This window comes from Streptomyces sp. NPDC043853, from assembly GCF_056436025.1.
Window position 1 is genome coordinate 39464 of the sequence record NZ_JBWKDJ010000015.1, and the last position, 20579, is coordinate 60042.

22 protein-coding genes are annotated in these 20579 nt (G+C 72.1%); 16 read left to right on the forward strand and 6 right to left on the reverse strand.

The genetic code is table 11. The annotated features are described in order from the left end of the window. Positions 1-25: 25 nt before the first annotated feature. From AC067U_RS30560 to AC067U_RS30600, 9 genes are all read left to right on the forward strand, one after another. Positions 26-1648 (forward strand): peptide ABC transporter substrate-binding protein, encoded by a 1623-nt coding sequence (locus AC067U_RS30560; RefSeq protein WP_478833054.1) that lies wholly within the window; start codon positions 26-28, stop codon positions 1646-1648. 34 nt (positions 1649-1682) lie between these two features. Next, the gene (locus tag AC067U_RS30565) at positions 1683-2606 is read left to right on the forward strand and encodes an ABC transporter permease (protein WP_478833055.1); all 924 of its coding nucleotides are present in this window, start codon (positions 1683-1685) and stop codon (positions 2604-2606) included. Positions 2607-2742: 136 nt separating this feature from the next. Further along, positions 2743-3660, forward strand: coding sequence for an ABC transporter permease (locus AC067U_RS30570; RefSeq protein WP_478833180.1), 918 nt, complete (start codon positions 2743-2745; stop codon positions 3658-3660). A 14-nt stretch (positions 3661-3674) separates the two neighbouring features. After that, a complete protein-coding gene (locus AC067U_RS30575) occupies positions 3675-4667 on the forward strand; it encodes an ABC transporter ATP-binding protein (protein WP_478833056.1) in 993 nt (330 codons plus the stop codon). Further along, a complete protein-coding gene (locus AC067U_RS30580) occupies positions 4651-5715 on the forward strand; it encodes an ABC transporter ATP-binding protein (RefSeq protein WP_478833057.1) in 1065 nt (354 codons plus the stop codon). The genes AC067U_RS30575 and AC067U_RS30580 overlap by 17 nt, the downstream gene beginning before the upstream one ends. A 255-nt stretch (positions 5716-5970) precedes the next feature. Further along, a complete protein-coding gene (locus AC067U_RS30585) occupies positions 5971-6165 on the forward strand; it encodes a hypothetical protein (RefSeq protein WP_478833058.1) in 195 nt (64 codons plus the stop codon). A 128-nt stretch (positions 6166-6293) separates the two neighbouring features. Then, positions 6294-7244 (forward strand): N-acetyl-1-D-myo-inositol-2-amino-2-deoxy-alpha-D-glucopyranoside deacetylase, encoded by a 951-nt coding sequence (gene mshB / locus AC067U_RS30590; protein ID WP_478833059.1) that lies wholly within the window; start codon positions 6294-6296, stop codon positions 7242-7244. Then, positions 7241-7624, forward strand: a complete 384-nt coding sequence (locus tag AC067U_RS30595) for a DUF6113 family protein (protein ID WP_478833060.1) — start codon at positions 7241-7243, stop codon at positions 7622-7624. The genes mshB and AC067U_RS30595 overlap by 4 nt, the downstream gene beginning before the upstream one ends. Before the next feature lie 207 nt (positions 7625-7831). Then, entirely contained in the window at positions 7832-10030 is a 2199-nt protein-coding gene (locus tag AC067U_RS30600; RefSeq protein WP_478833061.1) for a peptidoglycan binding domain-containing protein, read from the forward strand. A 111-nt stretch (positions 10031-10141) separates the two neighbouring features. Here the strand turns inward: AC067U_RS30600 and AC067U_RS30605 are convergent, their stop codons facing one another. Together AC067U_RS30605 and AC067U_RS30610 are read right to left on the reverse strand one after the other, a co-directional pair. After that, positions 10142-10930: a transglutaminase family protein gene (locus tag AC067U_RS30605; RefSeq protein WP_478833062.1), complete on the reverse strand. Its 789-nt coding sequence runs from the start codon at positions 10928-10930 to the stop codon at positions 10142-10144. Then, entirely contained in the window at positions 10927-11952 is a 1026-nt protein-coding gene (locus tag AC067U_RS30610; RefSeq protein ID WP_478833063.1) for a GNAT family N-acetyltransferase, read from the reverse strand. Before AC067U_RS30610 ends, AC067U_RS30605 begins: the two co-directional genes overlap by 4 nt. Before the next feature lie 115 nt (positions 11953-12067). Between AC067U_RS30610 and fdxA the strand changes: the two genes are divergently transcribed. Next, complete coding sequence (gene fdxA / locus AC067U_RS30615; protein ID WP_393574358.1) at positions 12068-12397, forward strand: ferredoxin; 330 nt, start codon at positions 12068-12070, stop codon at positions 12395-12397. A 96-nt stretch (positions 12398-12493) separates the two neighbouring features. Continuing rightward, positions 12494-13591: a succinyldiaminopimelate transaminase gene (gene dapC / locus AC067U_RS30620; RefSeq protein WP_478833064.1), complete on the forward strand. Its 1098-nt coding sequence runs from the start codon at positions 12494-12496 to the stop codon at positions 13589-13591. Between the two features lie 143 nt (positions 13592-13734). Here the strand turns inward: dapC and AC067U_RS30625 are convergent, their stop codons facing one another. Together AC067U_RS30625 and AC067U_RS30630 are read right to left on the reverse strand one after the other, a co-directional pair. Then, positions 13735-14034 carry an ATP-binding protein gene (locus tag AC067U_RS30625; RefSeq protein WP_478833065.1) on the reverse strand — a complete coding sequence of 100 codons (300 nt, stop codon included), beginning with the start codon at positions 14032-14034 and terminating at the stop codon, positions 13735-13737. A gap of 178 nt (positions 14035-14212) precedes the next feature. Next, positions 14213-15181 carry a hypothetical protein gene (locus tag AC067U_RS30630; RefSeq protein WP_478833066.1) on the reverse strand — a complete coding sequence of 323 codons (969 nt, stop codon included), beginning with the start codon at positions 15179-15181 and terminating at the stop codon, positions 14213-14215. Between the two features lie 75 nt (positions 15182-15256). Here AC067U_RS30630 and dapE point away from each other — a divergent pair, with 75 nt between their 5' ends. Both dapE and AC067U_RS30640 read left to right on the forward strand, forming a co-directional pair. Continuing rightward, positions 15257-16336, forward strand: coding sequence for a succinyl-diaminopimelate desuccinylase (gene dapE / locus AC067U_RS30635; RefSeq protein ID WP_478833067.1), 1080 nt, complete (start codon positions 15257-15259; stop codon positions 16334-16336). 64 nt (positions 16337-16400) lie between these two features. Further along, a complete protein-coding gene (locus AC067U_RS30640; RefSeq protein WP_478833068.1) occupies positions 16401-17156 on the forward strand; it encodes an LOG family protein in 756 nt (251 codons plus the stop codon). 34 nt (positions 17157-17190) lie between these two features. Here the strand turns inward: AC067U_RS30640 and folP are convergent, their stop codons facing one another. After that, positions 17191-18051, reverse strand: a complete 861-nt coding sequence (gene folP / locus AC067U_RS30645) for a dihydropteroate synthase (protein ID WP_478833069.1) — start codon at positions 18049-18051, stop codon at positions 17191-17193. Between the two features lie 146 nt (positions 18052-18197). Between folP and AC067U_RS30650 the strand changes: the two genes are divergently transcribed. Together AC067U_RS30650 and AC067U_RS30655 are read left to right on the forward strand one after the other, a co-directional pair. Further along, positions 18198-18521 carry a DivIVA domain-containing protein gene (locus tag AC067U_RS30650; protein ID WP_478833070.1) on the forward strand — a complete coding sequence of 108 codons (324 nt, stop codon included), beginning with the start codon at positions 18198-18200 and terminating at the stop codon, positions 18519-18521. After that, positions 18518-19108 (forward strand): DNA-3-methyladenine glycosylase I, encoded by a 591-nt coding sequence (locus AC067U_RS30655; RefSeq protein ID WP_478833071.1) that lies wholly within the window; start codon positions 18518-18520, stop codon positions 19106-19108. The genes AC067U_RS30650 and AC067U_RS30655 overlap by 4 nt, the downstream gene beginning before the upstream one ends. A 54-nt stretch (positions 19109-19162) precedes the next feature. Here the strand turns inward: AC067U_RS30655 and chcB are convergent, their stop codons facing one another. After that, on the reverse strand, positions 19163-19966 hold the full coding sequence (chcB, locus tag AC067U_RS30660; RefSeq protein ID WP_478833072.1) for a 2-cyclohexenylcarbonyl CoA isomerase: 804 nt from the start codon (positions 19964-19966) through the stop codon (positions 19163-19165). A gap of 322 nt (positions 19967-20288) precedes the next feature. Between chcB and AC067U_RS30665 the strand changes: the two genes are divergently transcribed. Continuing rightward, the gene (locus AC067U_RS30665; RefSeq protein WP_003966491.1) at positions 20289-20456 is read left to right on the forward strand and encodes a DUF3117 domain-containing protein; all 168 of its coding nucleotides are present in this window, start codon (positions 20289-20291) and stop codon (positions 20454-20456) included. The last annotated feature ends 123 nt before the right edge of the window (positions 20457-20579 follow it).

Consider the following 20579-nt stretch of genomic DNA (forward strand, 5'->3'; position numbering starts at 1 on the left):
GAGCAGTCAGCACCAAGGAGGCACGATGCGCGGAGCCACCCACGCCACCTGGGCCGCCTGCGCCGTGGCCGTCGCCCTCGCGGCGACCGGCTGCGGCGGCGGCAGCGACACCAGCGGGGCCGGCGCCGGCATCGTCAGCTCCTCCTGGGGCGACCCGCAGAACCCGCTGGAGCCCGCCAACACCAACGAGGTGCAGGGCGGCAAGGTCCTCGACATGCTCTTCCGCGGACTGAAGCGGTACGACCCGAAGACCGGCGCGGCCCAGGACATGGTGGCCGCGAGCATCGACACCACCGACAGCCAGCACTTCACCGTCACCCTGAAGGACGGCTGGAAGTTCAGCAACGGCGAAGCCGTCACCGCCCAGTCCTTCGTGGACGCCTGGAACTACGCCGCGGACGTCCGCAACAAGCAGAACAACGCGCCGTTCTTCGCCGACATCGTCGGTTACGACGACCTGCACCCGGCCTCCGGCGAACCCAAGGCCAAGACCATGTCCGGCCTGGTGGTCAAGGACCCGAAGACCTTCACCGTCGCCCTCAAGGACAAGTTCTCCACCTGGCCGCAGACGCTGGGCTACCAGGCGTTCTCCCCGCTGCCGAAGTCCTTCTTCACCGACCACGCCGGCTGGCTCGCCAAACCCGTCGGCAACGGCCCGTACACGGTGGAGTCGTACACCAAGGGCACCGCCATGCAGCTGCGCGCCTGGGACGGCTACACCGGCCCGGACAAGGCGCAGAACGACGGGGTCGACCTGAAGGTCTACACCGACAACAACACCGCCTACACGGACCTCATCGCCGGCAACCTCGACCTGGTCGACGACGTGCCGGCCTCGCAGCTCAAGAACGTCAAGAACGACCTCGGCGACCGCTACATCAACCAGCCCGCGCTGATCATCCAGACCCTCACCTTCCCGCTCTACGACCCCCAGTGGGGCAAACCGGGCATGGAGAAGGTCCGCCAGGGCATCTCCCGGGCCATCAACCGCCCCGAGATCACCAAGCAGATCTTCCAGAACACCCGCAGCCCCGCCCAGGACTGGACCTCCTCCGCGCTCGGCGCGGCCGGCGGCTTCAAGGACATGTGCGGGGAGCTGTGCACCTACGACCCGGCGGCCGCCAAGCAGCTCATCGAGGAGGGCGGCGGTCTGCCCGGCGGGAAGATGACCCTCACCTCGAACGTGGACACCGGCTCGCACCGCGCCTGGATGGACGCCGTCTGCAACAGCATCAACAACGCCCTCGGCAAGGGCCCCGTCTGCACCGTCAACCCGATCGGCACCTTCGCGGACTTCCGCAACCAGACCACCTCCTTCAAGCTGACCGGCCCGTTCCGGTCGGGCTGGCAGGGCGACTACCCGCTCATCCAGAACTTCCTGCAGCCGCTGTACTACACGGGCGCCTCCTCCAACTACGGCAAGTTCTCCGACCCCGATTTCGACCGGCTCGTCGACGAGGCCAACCGCGAGTCCGACACCGCCAAGGCCATCTCGCTCTTCCAGGACGCCGAGAAGATCCTCGCCGCACAGATGCCATCGATCCCGCTCTGGTACCAGAACGGCAGCGCCGGCTACTCGGACCGGCTGAGCAACGTGGAGCTGAACCAGTTCAGCGTCCCCGTGTACGACCGCATCACGGTCGGCTGAGCTCCCGCTCCCGCCGCACACCCCGGAGCATTGCATGGGACGTTATGTGATCCGGCGGCTGCTCCAGATGATCCCGGTGTTCATCGGCAGCACGTTCCTGATCTTCTTCATGGTGTACGCGCTCGGCGACCCGGTGGCGGCGCTGTTCGGCGACAAGGCCCCCGACCCCGCCACCGCCGCCCGCATCCGCAAGGACCTCTACCTCGACCAACCCCTGTGGAAGCAGTACCTCCACTACATGGGGCAGATCTTCCAGGGGGACTTCGGCACCGCGTTCAACGGACAGCCGGTCACCGAGCTGATGGCGACCGCCTTCCCCGTCACCCTCCGGCTGACCTGCGTCGCGATCGTCATCGAGATCCTCGTCGGCATCACCCTCGGCGTGGTCAGCGGACTGCGCCGGGGCCGGTCCGTGGACACCACCGTGCTGGTGCTCACCCTGGTCGTCATCTCGGTGCCCACCTTCGTCACCGGCTACTTGCTGCAGTACCTCTTCGGCGTGAAATGGGGCTGGGTGCGGCCCACGGTCTCCTCCGAGGCCGGCTTCGGCGAACTGCTGCTGCCCGGCATCGTGCTCGCCCTGGTCTCCCTCGCCTACGTCACCCGGCTCACCCGGACCTCCATCGCCGAGAACACCAAGGCCGACTACGTCCGCACCGCCGTGGCCAAGGGCCTGCCCCGCCACCGGGTGATCACCCGGCACCTGCTCCGCAACTCCCTCATCCCCGTCGTCACCTTCATCGGCACCGACATCGGCGCCCTGATGGGCGGCGCCATCGTCACCGAGCGGATCTTCAACATCCACGGCGTGGGCTACCAGCTCTACCAGGGCATCCTGCGCAACAACTCCCCCACCGTGGTGGGGTTCGTGACCATCCTGGTCATCGTCTTCCTGCTGGCGAACCTGCTCGTCGACCTGCTCTACGCGGTCCTGGACCCGAGGATCCGGTATGCCTGAGCGTCACCAGGGCCCCGAGCACCCCGACCAGCTGGAGCACGCCGAGCGCCTGGAGCCCCCCGGGCGCTCGGAGGCGTACGACCCGCTGCAACCCGGAGAGGGGGAAGCCATCGCTCCCACCGGACAGGGCGGACCCATGGACCTGGCCCTGGACGATGCGGAAAGCCTGGAGAAGACCCTTCCCGGACAGCGGACGCCCCCCACCGAGCGGGCCCGCTCGCTGTGGTCCGACGCCTGGCACCAGCTGCGCCGCAACCCGGTGTTCGTCATCTCGGCGCTGCTGATCCTCTTCCTCGTCTTCATCGCCCTCTGGCCGCAGGCCATCGCCTCCGGCGACCCGCTCCAGTGCGACCTGTCCAAATCGCAGCAGGGCTCCGAACCGGGACACCCGTTCGGCTACGACACCCAGGGCTGCGACGTCTACACCCGCACCGTGTACGGCGCCAAGGCCTCCATCACCGTCGGCATCTGCGCCACCGTCGGGGCCGCCCTGCTCGGCTCCCTCCTCGGCGGCCTGGCCGGCTTCTTCGGCGGCTGGAGCGACGCCACCCTCTCCCGGGTCGCCGACATCTTCTTCGGCATCCCCGTGGTCCTGGGCGGCCTCGTCTTCCTGTCCGTGGTCACCAGCACCACGGTCTGGCCGGTGGTCGGCTTCATCGTGCTGCTCGGCTGGCCACAGATCGCCCGTATCGCCCGCGGCTCCGTGATCACCGCCAAACAGAACGACTACGTCCAGGCCGCGCGGGCCCTCGGCGCGGGCAACGGCCGGATGCTGGCCCGGCACGTCGCCCCCAACGCGGTCGCCCCGGTCATCGTCGTCGCGACCATCGCCCTGGGCACGTACATCGCCCTGGAGGCCACCCTGTCCTTCCTCGGCGTGGGACTGCGCCCGCCCACCGTCTCCTGGGGCATCGACATCTCCAACGCGGCCCCGCAGATCCGCAACGCCCCGCACATGCTGCTGTGGCCCGCGGGCGCGCTGAGCATCACCGTGCTGGCCTTCATCATGCTCGGCGACGCGGTGCGCGACGCCCTCGACCCCAAGCTGCGCTGAGGAGCCCGACGTCCATGCTGCTCGAAGTACGCGACCTGCACGTGGAGTTCCGCACCCGGGACGGCATCGCCAAGGCGGTCAACGGGGTGGGCTACGCGGTGGACGTGGGGGAGACCCTCGCCGTGCTCGGCGAGTCCGGCTCCGGCAAGTCGGTGACCGCCCAGGCGGTGATGGGCATCCTGGACTCCCCGCCCGGGAAGATCACCGGCGGCGAGATCCTCTTCAAGGGGCAGGACCTGCTCCGGATGAAGGAGGAGGAGCGGCGGCGGATCCGCGGCGCCGAGATGGCGATGATCTTCCAGGACGCGCTGTCCTCCCTCAACCCGGTGCTGTCCGTGGGCAGCCAGCTCGGGGAGATGTTCGAGGTCCACCGAGGCATGTCCCGCAAGGACGCCCGGGCCAAGGCCGTGGAACTGATGGACCGGGTGCGGATTCCGGCCGCGAAGCAGCGGGTCGGGGACTATCCCCACCAGTTCTCCGGCGGCATGCGGCAGCGCATCATGATCGCCATGGCGCTGGCCCTGGAACCCGCGCTGATCATCGCCGACGAACCCACCACCGCCCTCGACGTCACCGTCCAGGCCCAGGTGATGGACCTGCTCGCGGAACTCCAGCGCGAGCTCGACATGGGCCTGATCCTGATCACCCACGACCTCGGGGTGGTCGCCGACGTCGCCGACCGCATCGCCGTCATGTACGCCGGCCGGATCGTGGAGGCGGCCGGGGTCCACGAGATCTACAAGGCCCCCGCCCACCCCTACACCCGGGGCCTGCTCGACTCGATCCCCCGCCTGGACCGCAAGGGCCAGGAGCTCTACGCGATCAAGGGCCTGCCGCCCAACCTGCTGGCCATCCCGCCGGGCTGCGCCTTCCACCCGCGCTGCCCGATGGCGCAGGACGTCTGCCGCACGGACGTCCCGCCGCTCCACCCGGTCACACCGTCGCCCGTACCCCGGTCCAGCGCCTGCCACTTCTGGAAGGACTGCCTCCATGCCCGGCACAGCTGAGGCCATCCTCGAGGTCAGCGGCCTCGTCAAGCACTACCCGCTCACCCGCGGCGTCCTCTTCCGGAAGCAGGTCGGCGCCGTCAAGGCCGTCGACGGGGTGGACTTCACCCTCGCCGCCGGCGAGACCCTCGGCATCGTCGGGGAGTCCGGCTGCGGCAAGTCCACCGTGGCCCGGCTGCTGGTCCACCTCGAACGCCCCACCGCCGGCGCGATCCGTTACCAGGGCGAGGACATCACCCGGCTGTCCGGCCGGGCCCTGAAGGCGGTCCGCCGCAACATCCAGATGGTGTTCCAGGACCCGTACACCTCCCTCAACCCGCGGATGACGGTCGGCGACATCATCGGCGAGCCCTACGAGATCCACCCCGAGGCCGCGCCCAAGGGCGACCGGCGCCGCAGGGTGCGGGAACTCCTCGACGTGGTCGGCCTCAACCCGGAGTACATCAACCGCTATCCGCACCAGTTCTCCGGCGGCCAACGACAGCGCATCGGCATCGCCCGGGGCCTGGCCCTCCAGCCGCAGATCATCGTCGCCGACGAACCGGTGTCCGCGCTGGACGTCTCCGTCCAGGCCCAGGTGGTCAACCTGCTGGAACGCCTCCAGTCCGAATTCGGGCTCGCCTACGTGTTCATCGCGCACGACCTCTCGATCGTCCGGCACATCTCCGACCGGGTGGGGGTGATGTACCTGGGCCGGATCGTCGAGACCGGCACCGACACCGAGATCTACGAGCACCCCACCCACCCCTACACCCAGGCCCTGCTCTCCGCCGTCCCGGTGCCCGACCCGGAGGCCCGCGAGCGCCGTGCGGGTCTCCCGGGTGAGGCAGGGGGGAGGATCATCCTCAGCGGCGACGTGCCCTCCCCGGCCGACCCGCCGTCCGGCTGCCCCTTCCGTACCCGCTGCTGGAAGGCGCAGGCCCGGTGCGCCGTCGAGGTCCCGCCGCTGGCGGTCCCCGAGGAGTTCGCCCGCATGGGAGGGCCCGCCGCCCACCCCTCGGCCTGCCACTTCGCCGCCGTCAACCCGCGTTACCCGCAGGCAACATGACCGATTCGCCCGCGATATCCGGACCGGCGAAGCTGGGCGCCGTACGGTCCGTGCGGGTGCCGTGGCCGGCCGGGGCGGCGTGAAACCGACCCTGGCCGGCATGCCCGTGCACCACCCATGCGCGGCATGCGCCCCTCATGCTGCCGGAGTTCGACCGGATCTCACGCACGGATAGTTATGATCCGTAGCGCATGGTGGGTATGACTCCGTCGTGTGCGCGTACCCGATATCCGTCCGACGTGGAGGTGAAACGCCGTGGCACTCTCGATCTCGGCGGCGGTGCTGCTGGCTGTCATCGTCTTCCTGCTGGTGAAGAAGTCAGGACTGAAGGCCGGGCACGCCGTCGTCTGCATCCTGCTCGGCTTCTACCTCGCCAGTTCCTCCATCGCCCCCACGATGAGCCAACTCACCAACAGCGTGGCGGGGATGATCAGCGGGCTGAAGCTCTGACCGGACCCGCGAGCCCGACCAGGGACCGGACCCGTGACAGGACCCCGTGACGGGCCCCGTGAGCCGGACGCGTTGAGCCTCGCGGAGTGCGCCTGACGCGGTGAGCGGGTGCGCCTAGGCTGACCCCCATGAACGCTCTTCCAGCCCGGCGTCTGCTCCTCGTGCACGCGCACCCGGACGACGAGTCCATCAACAACGGCGTCACCATGGCCAAGTACGCGGCCGAGGGAGCCCATGTCGCCCTGGTCACCTGCACGCTGGGCGAGGAGGGTGAGGTCATCCCGCCGGAGCTGGCGCACCTGGCGGCCGACCGCGAGGACGGCCTGGGGGAGCACCGGGTGGGCGAGCTCGCCGCGGCGATGGCCGAGCTGGGGGTCGCCGACCACCGGTTCCTCGGCGGCCCGGGACGGTTCCGCGACTCCGGGATGATGGGCGTGGAGCAGAACCACCGGCCCGGCGCCTTCTGGGCGGCCGACGTCGACGAGGCCGCCGCGTACCTCGTGGAGGTGATCCGGTCCCTCCGTCCGCAGGTGCTGGTCACCTACGACCCCGATGGCGGCTACGGCCACCCCGACCACATCCAGGCCCACCGGGTCGCCATGCGCGCCGCCGAACTGGCCGGGGAGAAGGCGTTCCGGCGCGACCTCGGCGAACCGCACGCGATCGCCAAGATCTACTGGAACCGGGTCCCGCGCTCGGTGGTCGAGGAGGGCTTCGAGAAGCTCCGGGCGGCCGGCGCCGAGGGCCGGTTCCCCGGGGTCGCGAGCCCGACGGACGTGCCGGGGGTCGTGGACGACGACCGGATCACCGCCGAGATCGGCGACGACGAGGCCGCCGGCGACACCGCCTACCGGGCCGCCAAGGCGGCCGCGATGCGCGCCCACGTCACCCAGATCGCCGTCGACGGCCCGTTCTTCGCGCTCTCCAACGACCTGGCCCAGCCGCTCTTCGCGCGCGAGTACTACGAGTTGGCCGCCGGCCGCTCCGGAGCCCCGGCCGGCACGCGCGAACACGACCTGTTCGCCGGAATCGAACCGGCCGGGACCGGAGCCGCCGGGGCCGAGGGGGTCCCCGCATGAGCGGCACCTTCACCGCCGGGCGGATCGCGGCGCTGCTGGCCCTGCTGGTGGCCGGAGCGGTGACCGGCGCGGCGGGCTGGCTCGTGGTCGGCCTGTGGTTCCCGGGCGGGCTGCTGCTGGCCCTGGTGGCGGTTCTCGGGGTGTTCCTGGCGGGCCGGATCGCCACCGGCAGCGGCCTCGGGGTCGGTGTGGCCGCCGCCGGATGGTTCCTCACCTACGTGGTGCTCAGCGTGCCGCGTCCGGAAGGGGACTTCCTGCTGGGATCAACCGGAATCGGCATGTATGCATACCTTTTGGGTGGCGCTGCGGCCGCTGTGATGTGCGCCACGATGCGCGGGCCCGCCGACCGAACGTTTTCGGCCGCGCGGCCCGGCAGGTGACGTCCCGTTCGGGGTGGTCCCGGCATCAGTGCCCGGAACAGCGCCCGGGGTTGCGGAACGGGCACGTGGACACCGCCCCGGCCGCGGCCGGAACCCCGCTTGCGCCGCCCACCGGTTGCGCCACGGCGGCGGACAGTATGGTGTACGGGCCGCCGAGCTGCCCGCGCACGGTATGACGGGCGGCGGAGCCAACCGGGAGAACCTGCCTTGAGTCGTGAAACTGACAGTTCGTCCTCCGGGCCCCAGGGGCGCGGTGGAGCCGCTTACCCGTCGGGTATGCCGCCGTACGGATCACGCCAGCACCCGGCGAACGCCCCGGAGGGGAACACTGTGACTTCCAAGCCGACTGGTCCTGCCGCAGGCCGCGCCGCAGGCGACGCGGCCGACTCCGACGTGCCGAAGACCGAGACCACGCTGACGACCCGGATCCGGATCAACATTCCGGGCTCCCGGCCGATCCCGCCCGTGGTCGTCCGCAAGCCGGTCGGCGAGAGCGAGGCCGACGGCGGGGCCGAGGCCCCGGCCGCCAAGGCCGCGCCCGCCTCGCCGCCCCCCTCGCCCCGGGCCCTGCCGACCGGGGGCGAGTCCGCGCCCGCCGCCGAGAAGGCACCGGCCGCCGCCGAGGGCAGCAACTGGTTCGCCCCGCGCAAGTCCTCGGCCGGCGCGGCCGCACCGGCGCCCCAGGCCGCGCCGGCTCCCCGGCCCGGCCTGCCGACCCGCCCGGGCGGTCCCGGTGTGGGCGCGGGCCCGCGCGGCACCGGTCCCGGCGCCCCCGCCGGCTCCGCCCCCTCGGGCCGCACCGGTGCTCCGGCCCCGGCCCCCGAGGGCTTCGCCGGCCCGGGCGGCGCGCCCGGCCGGGGTCCGGCCCAGGGCCCCGGGCAGGGCTTCGGCCAGGGTCCCGGCCCGGGCACCCCCCCGCTCCCGAACCGCTTCCAGGCCGAAGCCCCGGGCACCCCGGCGCCCGGCGGCCCCGCCGCGCCCGGTGGCTTCCCGCCCGGCCCGGGCGCCGGCCAGGCCGCCGGTGCCCCCGCCGCCCACGGCGGCTTCGCACCCCCCGGCCCCGGCCAGGGCGCGGCACCCGGCGTCCCCGGCGTTCCCGGCGTTCCCGGAGGCGGTTTCGTGCCCGGCGCCGGACCTGTTCCCGGCCCCGTGCCCGGCGCCGGCCCCGTTCCGGGCGCCGCCGCGGTCCCGGCCGGGGGGCCGGGCGGCCCCACCGGCGGCCCCGCTTTCGGCGGTATGCCCGTCGCCGGCCCCCCGGCCGAGACCGACCCGAACGCCCCCCGCTGGCCCGGCCCCGAGGTCGGCACCGGGACCCTGCCGCGCGTCGACAGCCCGGCCGCCGTGGCCGCGGCCGCCATGCCCCGGCCCGCCCCGGCCCCCGTACCGGTCTTCGACGACCCGCTGCCGCCGCCCCGCCGGCCCGCCGCCGGCACCCCGGCCTCCGCCGGGCCGGCCAAGAAGAAGGGCCGCTCCAAGCTGGTCCTGGCCGGCGTCGGGATCGTCGTCCTGCTCGGCGTCGCCTACGGCGCCGGGCTGCTGCTCAACCACTCCGACGTACCCAAGGGCACCACGGTCCTCGGCGTGGACATCAGCGGCACCCGCGAGGAGGCCGTCGCCAAGATGCAGACCGCGTTCGGCAACCGCGCCTCCTCGCCGCTCCAGCTGAACGTCGGCGGCAAGCAGGTCGAGCTGAAGCCGGAGAAGGCCGGGCTCGCCCTCGACAGCCAGACCACCGTGCGCAACGCGACCGGCAGCGACTACAACCCGGTCACCGTGATCGGTTCCCTCATCGGCCAGGAGCGCCCGGCCACCCCGGTCATCCCGGTGGACGAGGAGAAGCTGCTGGTCGCCCTCCAGGAACTGGCCGGCAGCTCCGGCAGCGCCACCGAGGCCACCATCAAGTTCGAGCCGAACAAGGTCACCCCGGTCCCCGGGAAGGCCGGCAAGAGCCTGGACGTGGACGCCTCGATCGCGAAGGTGACCGAGGCGTACCGGGCCCAGGTGGAGACCGGCAGGGCCGTGCCCGTGGACCTCCCGGTGACCGACAAGGCCCCGACCGTCAGCCAGGCCGAACTCGACCGCGCGATGGACGAGTTCGCCAAGCCGGCGATGTCCGGGAACGTCATCGTCAAGGCGGGCGGGAAGTCCATCCCGTTCGGACCGGGCAAGTCCCTCCCCAAGATCCTGAGCATGACCGCCGTGGAAGGCGGGAAGCTGGTCGAGAAGTACGACCTGGAGGCGCTCAAGGAGCTCTACGGGAACACCTTCGACGGGGTCCTGATCACGCGCGGCAACGGCGAGAAGACCGCCGTCACCCCGCAGGACGTCGCGGGTGCGCTGGGCAAGGCGCTGCGGGGCAAGACCGCGGCCGAGCGGGTCGCCGTCATCGAGACCGACCCCAGCTGACGCGGCTGACCGGTCGGCCGACCGGCCGACCGGCCGTCCGTACCGAGAGCCCCTGCCCGTACCCGGCAGGGGCTCTCGGCGTCTTCGGCGTCTTCGGCGTCTTCAGCCTCTTCAGTTCAGCAGTGCGCGGGCGGCGCGGGCCTCCGCGCGGATACGGGCGGCCGCCCCCTCGTCCACGGCCCCGACCACCTCCGCGTACGCCTCCAGTTCGGCCGCGCCGCCCAGGAACTCGCCCCGGTCCACCAGCAGCCGGGCCCGCTCGTAGCGGAGCGCCGCGGGGTGCGAGGGCAGCAGCAGCGACAGGTCCAGCGCCCACAGCGCCACCGCGGACTGCTCCGGCCGGGTCGCCGCCCAGGCCCGGATGTTGTTCAGGATCCGCAGCACGATGTCCAGGGTGCGGGCCGGTTCGAGCGGCTCCGAGGCCAGTTCCGCCGGCCCCGCGCCCAGCGAGGCCCCGCCCGCGAACGGGTCCACCGTGACCCGCTCCTCCGGATCGCCGAAGCCCACCACGAAGTGGCCCGGCAGGCCCAGCCCGTAGACCGGCGCACCGGCCCTCCGGGCCACCTCCAGCCACACCACCGACAGCAGGATCGGCAGCCCGCGCCGCCGCCGGAGCACCCGGTGCAGGAGGGAGGACGACAGCCGGCCGTAGTCCGCCGGGGTGCCGTGGAAGCCCAGCCGCCCGCCCAGCAGTTCCGTCACCGCCGCCGCCCAGGCCCGCGGGCTGCGCCGCCCGTACGGCAGCATTCCGGCCAGCCGGTCCAGTTCGATCTGCGCCTCGTCGACCGCCCGCTCGTCCAGCTCCGGATCGGCCTCCGCGGCCAGGTAGAGGCAGAGCAGCGACAGGTCGGGGCGCTCGGACCGGGCCTCCTCCGCGAAGGCGTCCCGGAAGTCGCTCACGAGCCCGCCGCCCGGAAGTGGTGGTAGAGGTGGTGCGTCGCGAAACCCATGCCGTCGTACAGGCCGCGGGCGCCGCCGTTGCCGGTCTCCACCTGGAGCCAGGCCGCCGATGCGCCCTCCGCCAGCGCCTGCCGGGCCAGTGCGGCCATCACGGCGGTGGCCAGGCCCTGCCGGCGGTGCTCCGGGGCGACCTCCAGCGCGCCGAACCCGGCCCACCGGCCGTCGACCACCAGCCGTCCGATCGCCTTCCCGGGCACCTTCGCGAACCAGACGGAGGGGCCGGACGACAGGACCCTGCGGGCCACCTCGGGGTCGGAGACCTTTCCGTAGTGCGCCAGCCACTCCTCGTCGCACTCCCGCGACAGCAGGACCTGCGGCCCGGCCCCCGGGGCGGCACCCGAGCCGGGACCTGACACATCCCCCGGCGCCGTCGCGTCGGCGATCGGGGCCAGCGAGGCGATCCGGACCTCCGTGGACACCTCCCGCACCCAGCCGCGCTCCTCCAGTGCCGCGCACAGCGCCTCCTGGGTGTCAGCGGCACCGGTCGAGGTCTGCAGATAGGGCGGAAGTCCCCGTTCCGCATACCAGGCCGTCACCCGCGCGAGTGCTTCGTCCAGCGGTATCCCCAGGTCGCCGAGGGGGAGTACGGAGTTCGCCCGCCGGGTGAAACCCGCCGCCGCGCGCAGTGTCCAGCCGCCCAGGGGCTCGGTCTCCAGCGGCTGCCAGGCCCGCGCGCCCACCCGCGCGAGCTCCTCGAAACGGGCGGCCGGACCCCTGCGGCGGGCCGGAGCCGGCGGCACGACCTTGCCCGCGACCAGGGAGGATTCCGCGATCCGGACGGTTTCCCCGCTCTTTCGTGTGATCACCAGCACACCGTTGGTCCATGATGTGAGAACACCGACCGCATCCGTGAACGCCGCACCCCCGGCACGAGCAGACAGCAGGCTTCGCACGGAGACTCGTTTACCCACGTCAGCAGGGGTGATGCGAATCTCCAGCAGTGCTCCACCAGTGATCTCCACAGCTCTGTAGCCCCTCTTGTTCGGTTCGTGGCCGGGAACGGCGATACTAGGTGCGGGCATCGACGACGCCGCGCTCCCGCGCGATATGGACAGCCCTACCGAGGAGGAACAGAGCGTGACCTACGTCATCGCGGAGCCTTGTGTCGACGTCAAGGACAAGGCATGCATCGAAGAGTGCCCCGTCGACTGCATCTACGAGGGCCAGCGGTCCTTGTACATCCACCCGGACGAATGCGTCGACTGCGGCGCCTGTGAGCCGGTGTGCCCCGTCGAGGCGATCTTCTACGAGGACGACACTCCGGAGGAGTGGAAGGACTACTACAAGGCGAACGTCGAGTTCTTCGACGAGCTCGGTTCGCCCGGTGGTGCCTCCAAGCTCGGCCTGATCGAGCGCGACCACCCCTTCGTCGCGTCCCAGCCGGCGGACATCAACGCCGGGCACTGAACCACCATCCCGGTCCTGCGCGGCAGTCCTGCCGCCAGGACCGGGCTTGTTTCGGAAGAGCCCTCCGGAGCCTCCGCAGAAAGCGAGCACAGCACCGTGGCCGCAGTATCGTCCCGTCTGCCCGTCTTCCCCTGGGACAAGCTGGAGCCGTACAAGGCAACCGCCGCCGCCCACCCGGACGGCATCGTCGACCTGTCCGTCGGCACCCCCGTGGACCCGGTGCCGGAGCTGATCCAGCAGGCCCTGGTCGCCGCCGCCGACTCCCCGGGCTATCCCACGGTGTGGGGGACGCCCGAGCTGCGCGACGCGATCTCCGGCTGGGTGGAGCGGCGTCTGGGCGCCCGCGGGGCCGCCCACCGCAACGTGCTGCCGGTGGTCGGCTCCAAGGAGCTGGTGGCCTGGCTGCCGACCCAGCTCGGCCTCGGCGCCGGTGACCAGGTCGCCTACCCCCGGCTCGCCTACCCGACGTACGAGGTCGGCGCCCGGCTGTGCGGTGCCGAACCGGTCGTCTACGAGGACCCGGTGGCCGACCTCGACCCCGCGCGGGTCAAGCTGCTGTGGCTCAACTCCCCGTCCAACCCGACCGGCAAGGTGCTCCCCAAGGAGGAACTGGTCCGGATCGTCGCCTGGGCCCGGGAGCACGGGATCCTGGTCTTCAGCGACGAGTGCTACCTGGAGCTGGGCTGGGAGGCCGAACCGGTCTCGGTGCTGCACGAGGACGTCTGCGGCGGTTCCTTCGAGGGCCTGGTCGCCGTGCACTCGCTGTCCAAGCGCTCCAACCTGGCGGGCTACCGTGCCGCTTTCCTGGCCGGCGACGCCGAGGTGCTCGGCGAGCTCCTGCAGATCCGCAAGCACGGCGGCATGATGACCGCCGCGCCGGTGCAGGCGGCCACGGTCGCGGCCCTGGGTGACGACGTGCACGTCCACGAGCAGCGGGAGCGGTACGCCGCCCGGCGGGCCGCCCTGCGGGCCGCGCTGGAGGCGCACGGCTTCCGGATCGAGCACAGCGAGGCCAGCCTCTACCTGTGGGCGACCAGGGACGAGCCCTGCTGGGACACCGTCGCCCACCTCGCGGACCTCGGCATCCTGGTCGCGCCCGGCGACTTCTACGGCGAGGCGGGCGGCAGCCACGTCCGGGTCGCGTTCACCGCGACCGACGAGCGGGTCGAGGCCGCGGTCAAGCGCCTGGGCTGAACGGTCCCGCGGACAGCCCGAGGGGGCCCGGAGCGCACGCTCCGGGCCCCCTCGGTGTTTCCGGTGTTTCCGGTGTTTCCGGTGTTTCTCGGTGTTCGTGCGTTCCGTGCGGCTTCGGCGCCCGTACGGAGCGGCGGCGGTGGTCAGCCGCCGAGCGGCAGGCTCTGCGTCGCCGACAGCGCGTCCGTGGTGGGCACGGCGGACAGCGCCTGGCCGGCCGGCACACCGCCGAGCAGCTGCTCGGTCGGCAGGCCGCCGTCCTGGGTGGCGCCGCCGACGAGGCCGGTCGCGGAGTCCAGAGCGCCGATCGAACCCAGCGCGGGGACGGGGGCGGATTCGACGCCCGCGGCGCTCGCCGATCCGGCCGCCACGACCACGGGGGCGGCTCCGGCCGCGACGAGCAGCGCGGCACGGGCGATCCGACGGGTCAGGGGGAGGGACATGGTGCGTGCTCCTAGCGTTGGCTTGCCGATTACGCCGTGAACAACTCCTCCAGGGGCGGCCGAGGTTGCGGAATTGCCGGGTAAAGACCTGGCAATGCGTCGTTTTATCGGCCCCGTACCGGGATTCCGCACCCCGGACAGGTGACTCCCTGAACTGTGGTGCGAACCCCCGCGCGCCCTACCGTGCGAGGAAAATCCGGACCGTGCCGTCGTCCGCGTTCCGCGGATCGCCGTCCCCGGACTTCCCCTGCCCGCCGGTCTCCTGCCAGCGCCCCTTGTTCCCCGCGGTCCAGGCCCGGCCCGCGTACGCCACCCGCTCGATGCCCAGCCCCGACGAGTTCGCCACCGCCCAGTGGGCTATCTCCCAGCCGCGCCGCTCGTCCCCGTCGGCCCCGCCCGAAGCGCCCTTGCCGGACGCCGGCAGCAGGGGCACGGACACCGCCCCGTCGTCCTCGGTGCCGGAACCCGCCCGCACCCCCTCGCCGAACACCCGCTCCAGGCGCGCCGCCACCTCCGCCCGGTCTCCCGCGGTCTGCGGTACGGGCCCGCTGCAGCTCAGCGCGGCCGGCGCGCGGCCGGTCAGGGCCGCGGCCAGCAGCACCGCGTCCGGCTCGTGCTTGGCGTACGCCTGCGGGAAGCCGCTCTTCTGGACCTTCTGCGCGGCCACCGTCAGCGGCAGCCGCGAATAGCCCGGCACCTTCGCCAGCCGGTCGTAGAAGATCCCCGCCGAGTACACCGGGTCCCTGATCTGGTCCGGGGTGCCCCAGCCCATCGAAGGGCGCTGCTGGAACAGCCCCAGCGAATCCCGGTCGCCGTGGTCGAGGTTGCGCAGCGCGGACTCCTGCATGGCCGTGGCCATCGCGATCGTCACGGCCCGCTCGGGCAGCCCCTTGGCGGTGCCGACGGCGGCGATGGTCGCCGCGTGCGCCGCCTGCTCCGGACTGAGCTCGTAGGAGGAACCCTCCCCGGCGGACGAGCCGTCCGCGGCCCGGACGGTGCAGTGCGGGGCCCCGGCACCACCCGTCGAGTCGTACTGCGCCAGGAAATATCCGGCCAGACCGAGCAGCACCAGCGAACCGCCCACCAGGCGGGCCGGACGGCGGCGGGAGCGTGGTCTTCGCTGATCGTTGGGGGACACGCGGCCCACCGTACTTGAGCCGCACGACACGTCCAGTGTCCGGACGAGACCCCTTGGCCAAAGCTCCTGGAGTTAGGGTGCCTCATGACCGAATCCGAGCTCGACCTCACCCTGGACGCCGCCGAGCTGACCGCCCGGCTCGTCGACATCCCGTCCGTGAGCGGCGACGAGAAGGTCCTCGCCGACGCCGTCGAGGAAGCACTGCGCAAGCTGCCGCACCTCACCGTGGACCGCTACGGCAACAACGTCGTGGCCCGTACGCACCTCGGCCGCGCCGAGCGCGTCGTACTCGCCGGACACCTGGACACCGTGCCCATCGCCGACAACGTGCCGTCCCGGCTGGACGAGAACGACGTGCTGTGGGGCTGCGGCACCACCGACATGAAGTCCGGGGTCGCCGTCCAGCTCCGCATCGCGGCCACCGTGCCGGAGCCGAACCGCGACCTGACGTTCGTCTTCTACGACCAGGAAGAAGTCGCCGCCGACCTGAACGGCCTCGGCAAGGTCGCCGAGGCCCACCCCGACTGGCTGGCCGGGGACTTCGCGGTGCTCCTCGAACCCTCCGACGCGGAGGTCGAGGGCGGCTGCCAGGGCACCCTGCGGGTGCTGCTCCGCACCTCCGGGGAGCGCGCCCACTCCGCCCGGAGCTGGATGGGCTCCAACGCCATCCACACGGCCTCGCCGATCCTGGCCAGGCTGGCCGCGTACGAGCCGCGCAAGCCGGTGATCGACGGCCTGGAGTACCACGAGGGCCTGAACGCGGTCCGCATCGAGGGCGGCGTCGCCAACAACGTCATCCCCGACTCCTGCACCGTGACCGTGAACTTCCGCTACGCCCCCGACCGCAGCGAGGAGGAGGCGCTGGCGCACGTGAAGGAGGTCTTCGCGGACTGCCCGATCGACGAGTTCGTGGTCGACGACTCCTCCGGCGGCGCCCTGCCCGGCCTGTCCCACCCGGCCGCGGCGGCCTTCATGGAGGCGGTCGGCGGCCGTGCCATGCCGAAGTTCGGCTGGACGGACGTCTCCCGGTTCAGCGCGCTCGGCGTGCCCGCGGTGAACTACGGCCCCGGTGACGCGCTGCTCGCCCACAAGGTCGACGAGCGGGTCGAGACCAAGGCCATCCTCCACTGCGAAGAACGACTCCGTGCCTGGTTGACGGACTGAATTCCGCTCCCGGCCACCTTCGTGCGCCTACCCTTGCCGGACGATCGTCAGGAGGGAGCACACGATGGCCAACCCTGAGAACGGCCGCCGGAAGCCGGAGGAGCAACAGCTCGGACCGGTGCTGCGGAGGCGTGGCCAGGTGCAGGCGGGCAGTACGACCGACCAGCGGCTGCTGGACTCGGCCGGTCCGACGGAGTGGGTGCACACCGATCCCTGGCGGGTGCTGCGCATCCAGTCCGAGTTCATCGAGGGCTTCGGGACGCTGGCGGAGCTGCCGCCCGCGATCAGCGTGTTCGGATCGGCCCGTACTCCGGTGGACTCGCCGGAGTACGAGGCCGGCGTACGGATCGGCCGGGCGCTGGTCGACGCCGGCTTCGCGGTGATCACCGGCGGCGGTCCGGGGGCGATGGAGGCCGCGAACAAGGGCGCCCGGGAGGCCAACGGGATCTCCGTCGGCCTCGGTATCGAGCTGCCCTTCGAGCAGGGCCTCAACGCGCACGTCGACCTGGGTCTGAACTTCCGGTACTTCTTCGTCCGGAAGACGATGTTCGTGAAGTACTCGCAGGGGTTCGTGGTCCTGCCCGGCGGCCTCGGCACGCTGGACGAGCTGTTCGAGGCGCTGACCCTGGTCCAGACCCAGAAGATCACCCGGTTCCCGATCGTGCTGTTCGGCACCGAGTACTGGCAGGGCCTGGTCGACTGGCTGAAGAACACGGTGGTGGCACAGGGCAAGGCCTCGCCGCACGACCTGTTCCTCTTCCACGTCACCGACGACGTGGACGAGGCCATCGCCCTGGTCACCAAGGAAGTCGGGAAGTAACCCGCCCGGCGCCGGAGCCCCCGTAGGGGGGCCGTCAGGCGAGCCCCCGGCGGGCGACCGCCGGGGGACGCAGCCCCTGGATGGACCGGACCATGTCCAGGATCTGCCGGGTCTCCGCGACCTCGTGGACGCGGTAGACCTGGGCGCCCAGCCAGGCCGAGACGGCGGTGGTCGCCAGGGTCCCCAGCAGGCGCTCTTTGACCGGCATGTCGAGGGTCTCGCCGACGAAGTCCTTGTTGGACAGGGAGACCAGGACCGGCCAGCCGGTCTCCGTCATCTCGCCCAGCCGGCGGGTGGCTTCCAGCGAGTGCCGGGTGTTCTTCCCGAAGTCGTGGCCCGGGTCGATCAGGATCGCGTCGCGGCGCACGCCCAGGGCGGCGGCACGCTGGGCCAGCCCCAGGGTGACCCCGAGGATGTCCGCCATCACGTCCGCGTACTCGGTCCGGTGCGGCCGCGTGCGGGGCTCGACCCCGCCCGCGTGCGTGCAGACCAGGCCCACGCCGTGCCGGGCGGCGACCTCGGCCAGCTTCGGATCGACCCCGCCCCAGGCGTCGTTCAGCAGGTCGGCGCCCGCCTCGCAGACGGCCTCGCCGACCTCGTGCCGCCAGGTGTCCACGCTGATCACCACGTCCGGGTGCCGCCGCCGCACCTCGGCCACGAAGCCGACGGTCCGGCGGGCCTCCTCGGCCGCGTCCACGTGCTCGCCCGGACCGGCCTTCACCCCGCCGATGTCGATGATCGCGGCACCCTCGGCCACCGCCTGCTCGACCCGGTCCAGGGCCGGCTCGTCCCGGAAGGTGGCGCCCTGGTCGTAGAAGGAGTCCGGGGTCCGGTTCACGATGGCCATGATGACCGGCTCGTGGGTGTCGAACTCGCGCCTGCCCAGTCGCAGCATCCCCTGTTTCCTCCTTTGACGGTCCGCCTGCGACCTTAACCGCCGCGGGTCCGTGCGACGATCGAGACCCCGGAGGTGTCGTCGCCGGAGGTGGTCGGCCGTCATGGGCCGTCGAGGGCCGTCCTGGGCCGTCCTGGACAGAGGGAGTGATCGTGTTCTGGTTCCTGCTGATCGCGCTGGTCGTGGTCGTCGCCGCGGTCACCCTCGCCGTGATCGGCGGTGGTGAGGAGGCGGTGCTGCCGGAGGCCGCGCCCGAGCAGGTCGTGGACGGCCTGCCCGAGCACCGGGCCGTCGTACGCGCCGACGTGGACGCCCTGCGGCTGCCGGTCTCGCCACGCGGCTACCGGATGGCGGAGGTGGACGAGGCACTGGCCCGGCTGGGCGCGGAGCTGGAGGCGCGCGACGCGCGCATCGCCGAGCTGGAGGCGGCCGCGGCGGCGCGCCCGCTGCTCACCAAGGGTGACCAGTGACCGCACCGGCCGTCCTCGCCGTCCCGGGGCCGGACGGGGCGCTGCGCTGCCCGTGGTCGCTGGCCACCGAGGACTACATCGCCTACCACGACGAGGAGTGGGGGCGCCCGGTCCACGGGGACGACGCGCTGTACGAGCGGCTCTGCCTGGAGGCGTTCCAGTCGGGGCTGTCCTGGCTGACGATCCTGCGGCGGCGGGAGGGCTTCCGGGCCGCTTTCGCGGGCTTCGAGATCGCCGCGGTCGCGGAGTTCGGCGAGCGCGAGGTGGAACGGCTGCTGGCGGACCAGGCGATCATCCGCAACCGCATGAAGATCGAGGCGACCCTGGCCAACGCGAAGGTGCTGGCCGGGTGGGAGCCGGGCGAGCTGGACGGGCTGATCTGGTCGCACGCCCCGGCGGAGCCGGCCCCCGCACCGCACAGCACCTCGGAAGTCCCGGCGGTGACCGCGGAGTCCACGGCCCTGGCCAAGGCCCTGAAGAAGGCCGGCCTCCGCTTCGTCGGCCCGACCACGGCCTACGCCCTGATGCAGGCCTGCGGCCTGGTCAACGACCACCTGTCCAGCTGCGCCTCCCGCACCCGCGGCTGACCGCGGGCGGGGAGGCCGGGGCGGCCGGACAGGGCCTGTCCGGCGGATCAGGCCCTAGCGGCCCAGGTACTTCGGGGCTTCCTTGGCCAGGAAGGCGGCCACCGCGATGGAGTGGTCCTCGGAGGCCCCGGCCAGGGTCTGGAGCTCGTCCTCCTTCTCCAGCGCCTCGGACAGCGAGTGCGAGGCCCCGAACGCCAGCGAGGCCTTGATCGCCGCGTAGGCGACCGTCGGGCCGTCGGCCAGCTTCCGGGCCACCGCCGCCGCCTCCGCCGCCAGGGAATCCGCCGGGACCACGCGGTTGGCGATGCCGAGCTCGTAGGCCTCCTGCGCCTTCAGGTTGCGCGGGAACAGCAGCAGGTCGGACGCCCGGGAGGCGCCGATCAGCCGTGGCAGGGTCCAGGACATGCCGGAGTCGGAGGTGAGCGCCACCCCGGCGAAGGAGGTGTTGAAGGAGGCGGTGTCGGCGACCACGCGGTAGTCCGCGGCCAGCGCGAAGCCGAAGCCGGCGCCCGCCGCGACCCCGTTCACGCCCGCCACCACCGGCTTCGGCATCCCGGCGAGGGCGCGGACGATCGGGTTGTAGTGGTCGGCGACCGTGGTCATGGTCAGCGAGGTGCCGCGCTCGCGGTCCGAGGCCAGGTTCCCGACGTGCTCCTTGAGGTCCTGGCCGACGCAGAAGGCGCGGCCGCCGGCCGCGGTCAGCAGGACCGCCCGGACCGCCGGGTCCCCGGCCGCCGCCTCGACCGCGTCCCGCAGGGCGACCTTCGCCTCGGTGTTCATGGCGTTCATCGCATCGGGGCGGTTGATCGTGATCGTCGCGAGTCCGTCGGTCACTTCGTAGAGCACGCTGTCGGCCATGGCGCGGGATTCCCCCTTCGTCGCGGGTGTCGTCTCGGGTCAGCATGGCGGAACCTCCGGGGCACCGGCACGCCCCGTTGTGTGATGTGCGTCAAAGATCGGAGGCGTCCGGTCCCGGCGGCGGGGGCGAAGTATCGCAGGCGGATCCCCGAAATGAGTGGTTTTGGACGAGCGCGTTGCCCAAGCGTTCCCCGCTGATGTTGGTCATCGGGTCCTGACATGCGGGATAATGGCCGGGAAGCAATGTGTTCGATGCCGGGTACTAGGCGCCTGAATGGGGCCGTCGGCTGACGATGAGCTGGTTTCAGGAAGGGGAACGAGCATGGCGGCCATGAAGCCGCGGACGGGTGACGGCCCGCTCGAGGTGACCAAGGAGGGGCGGGGCATCGTCATGCGCGTACCGCTCGAAGGCGGCGGTCGGCTCGTGGTCGAGCTGACCCCGGACGAGGCCGATGCCCTCGGTGACGCCCTGAAGAAGGTCGTCGGCTGAAGCGCCGGCACCCTTTGAATTCTTACCGCTGCCCCGGTCGCCCCGTGCGACCGGGGCAGCGCTGTATCCGTGGGCTGTATCCGTGCGGGTGTGTCCGTGCGGGTGTCGTGCGTGCGCGCGCCC

Excerpts from the sequence above, each read along its gene's own strand:
- AC067U_RS30560 (WP_478833054.1), top strand. The coding sequence starts at position 26 with ATGCGCGGAGCCACCCACGCCACCTGGGCCGCCTGCGCCGTGGCCGTC.
- AC067U_RS30565 (WP_478833055.1), top strand. The coding sequence starts at position 1,683 with ATGGGACGTTATGTGATCCGGCGGCTGCTCCAGATGATCCCGGTGTTC.
- AC067U_RS30570 (WP_478833180.1), top strand. The coding sequence starts at position 2,743 with ATGGACCTGGCCCTGGACGATGCGGAAAGCCTGGAGAAGACCCTTCCC.
- AC067U_RS30575 (WP_478833056.1), top strand. The coding sequence starts at position 3,675 with ATGCTGCTCGAAGTACGCGACCTGCACGTGGAGTTCCGCACCCGGGAC.
- AC067U_RS30580 (WP_478833057.1), top strand. The coding sequence starts at position 4,651 with ATGCCCGGCACAGCTGAGGCCATCCTCGAGGTCAGCGGCCTCGTCAAG.
- mshB (WP_478833059.1), top strand. The coding sequence starts at position 6,294 with ATGAACGCTCTTCCAGCCCGGCGTCTGCTCCTCGTGCACGCGCACCCG.
- AC067U_RS30595 (WP_478833060.1), top strand. The coding sequence starts at position 7,241 with ATGAGCGGCACCTTCACCGCCGGGCGGATCGCGGCGCTGCTGGCCCTG.
- AC067U_RS30625 (WP_478833065.1), bottom strand. The coding sequence starts at position 14,034 with ATGTCCCTCCCCCTGACCCGTCGGATCGCCCGTGCCGCGCTGCTCGTC.
- dapE (WP_478833067.1), top strand. The coding sequence starts at position 15,257 with ATGACCGAATCCGAGCTCGACCTCACCCTGGACGCCGCCGAGCTGACC.
- AC067U_RS30640 (WP_478833068.1), top strand. The coding sequence starts at position 16,401 with ATGGCCAACCCTGAGAACGGCCGCCGGAAGCCGGAGGAGCAACAGCTC.
- folP (WP_478833069.1), bottom strand. The coding sequence starts at position 18,051 with ATGCTGCGACTGGGCAGGCGCGAGTTCGACACCCACGAGCCGGTCATC.
- chcB (WP_478833072.1), bottom strand. The coding sequence starts at position 19,966 with ATGGCCGACAGCGTGCTCTACGAAGTGACCGACGGACTCGCGACGATC.
- AC067U_RS30665 (WP_003966491.1), top strand. The coding sequence starts at position 20,289 with ATGGCGGCCATGAAGCCGCGGACGGGTGACGGCCCGCTCGAGGTGACC.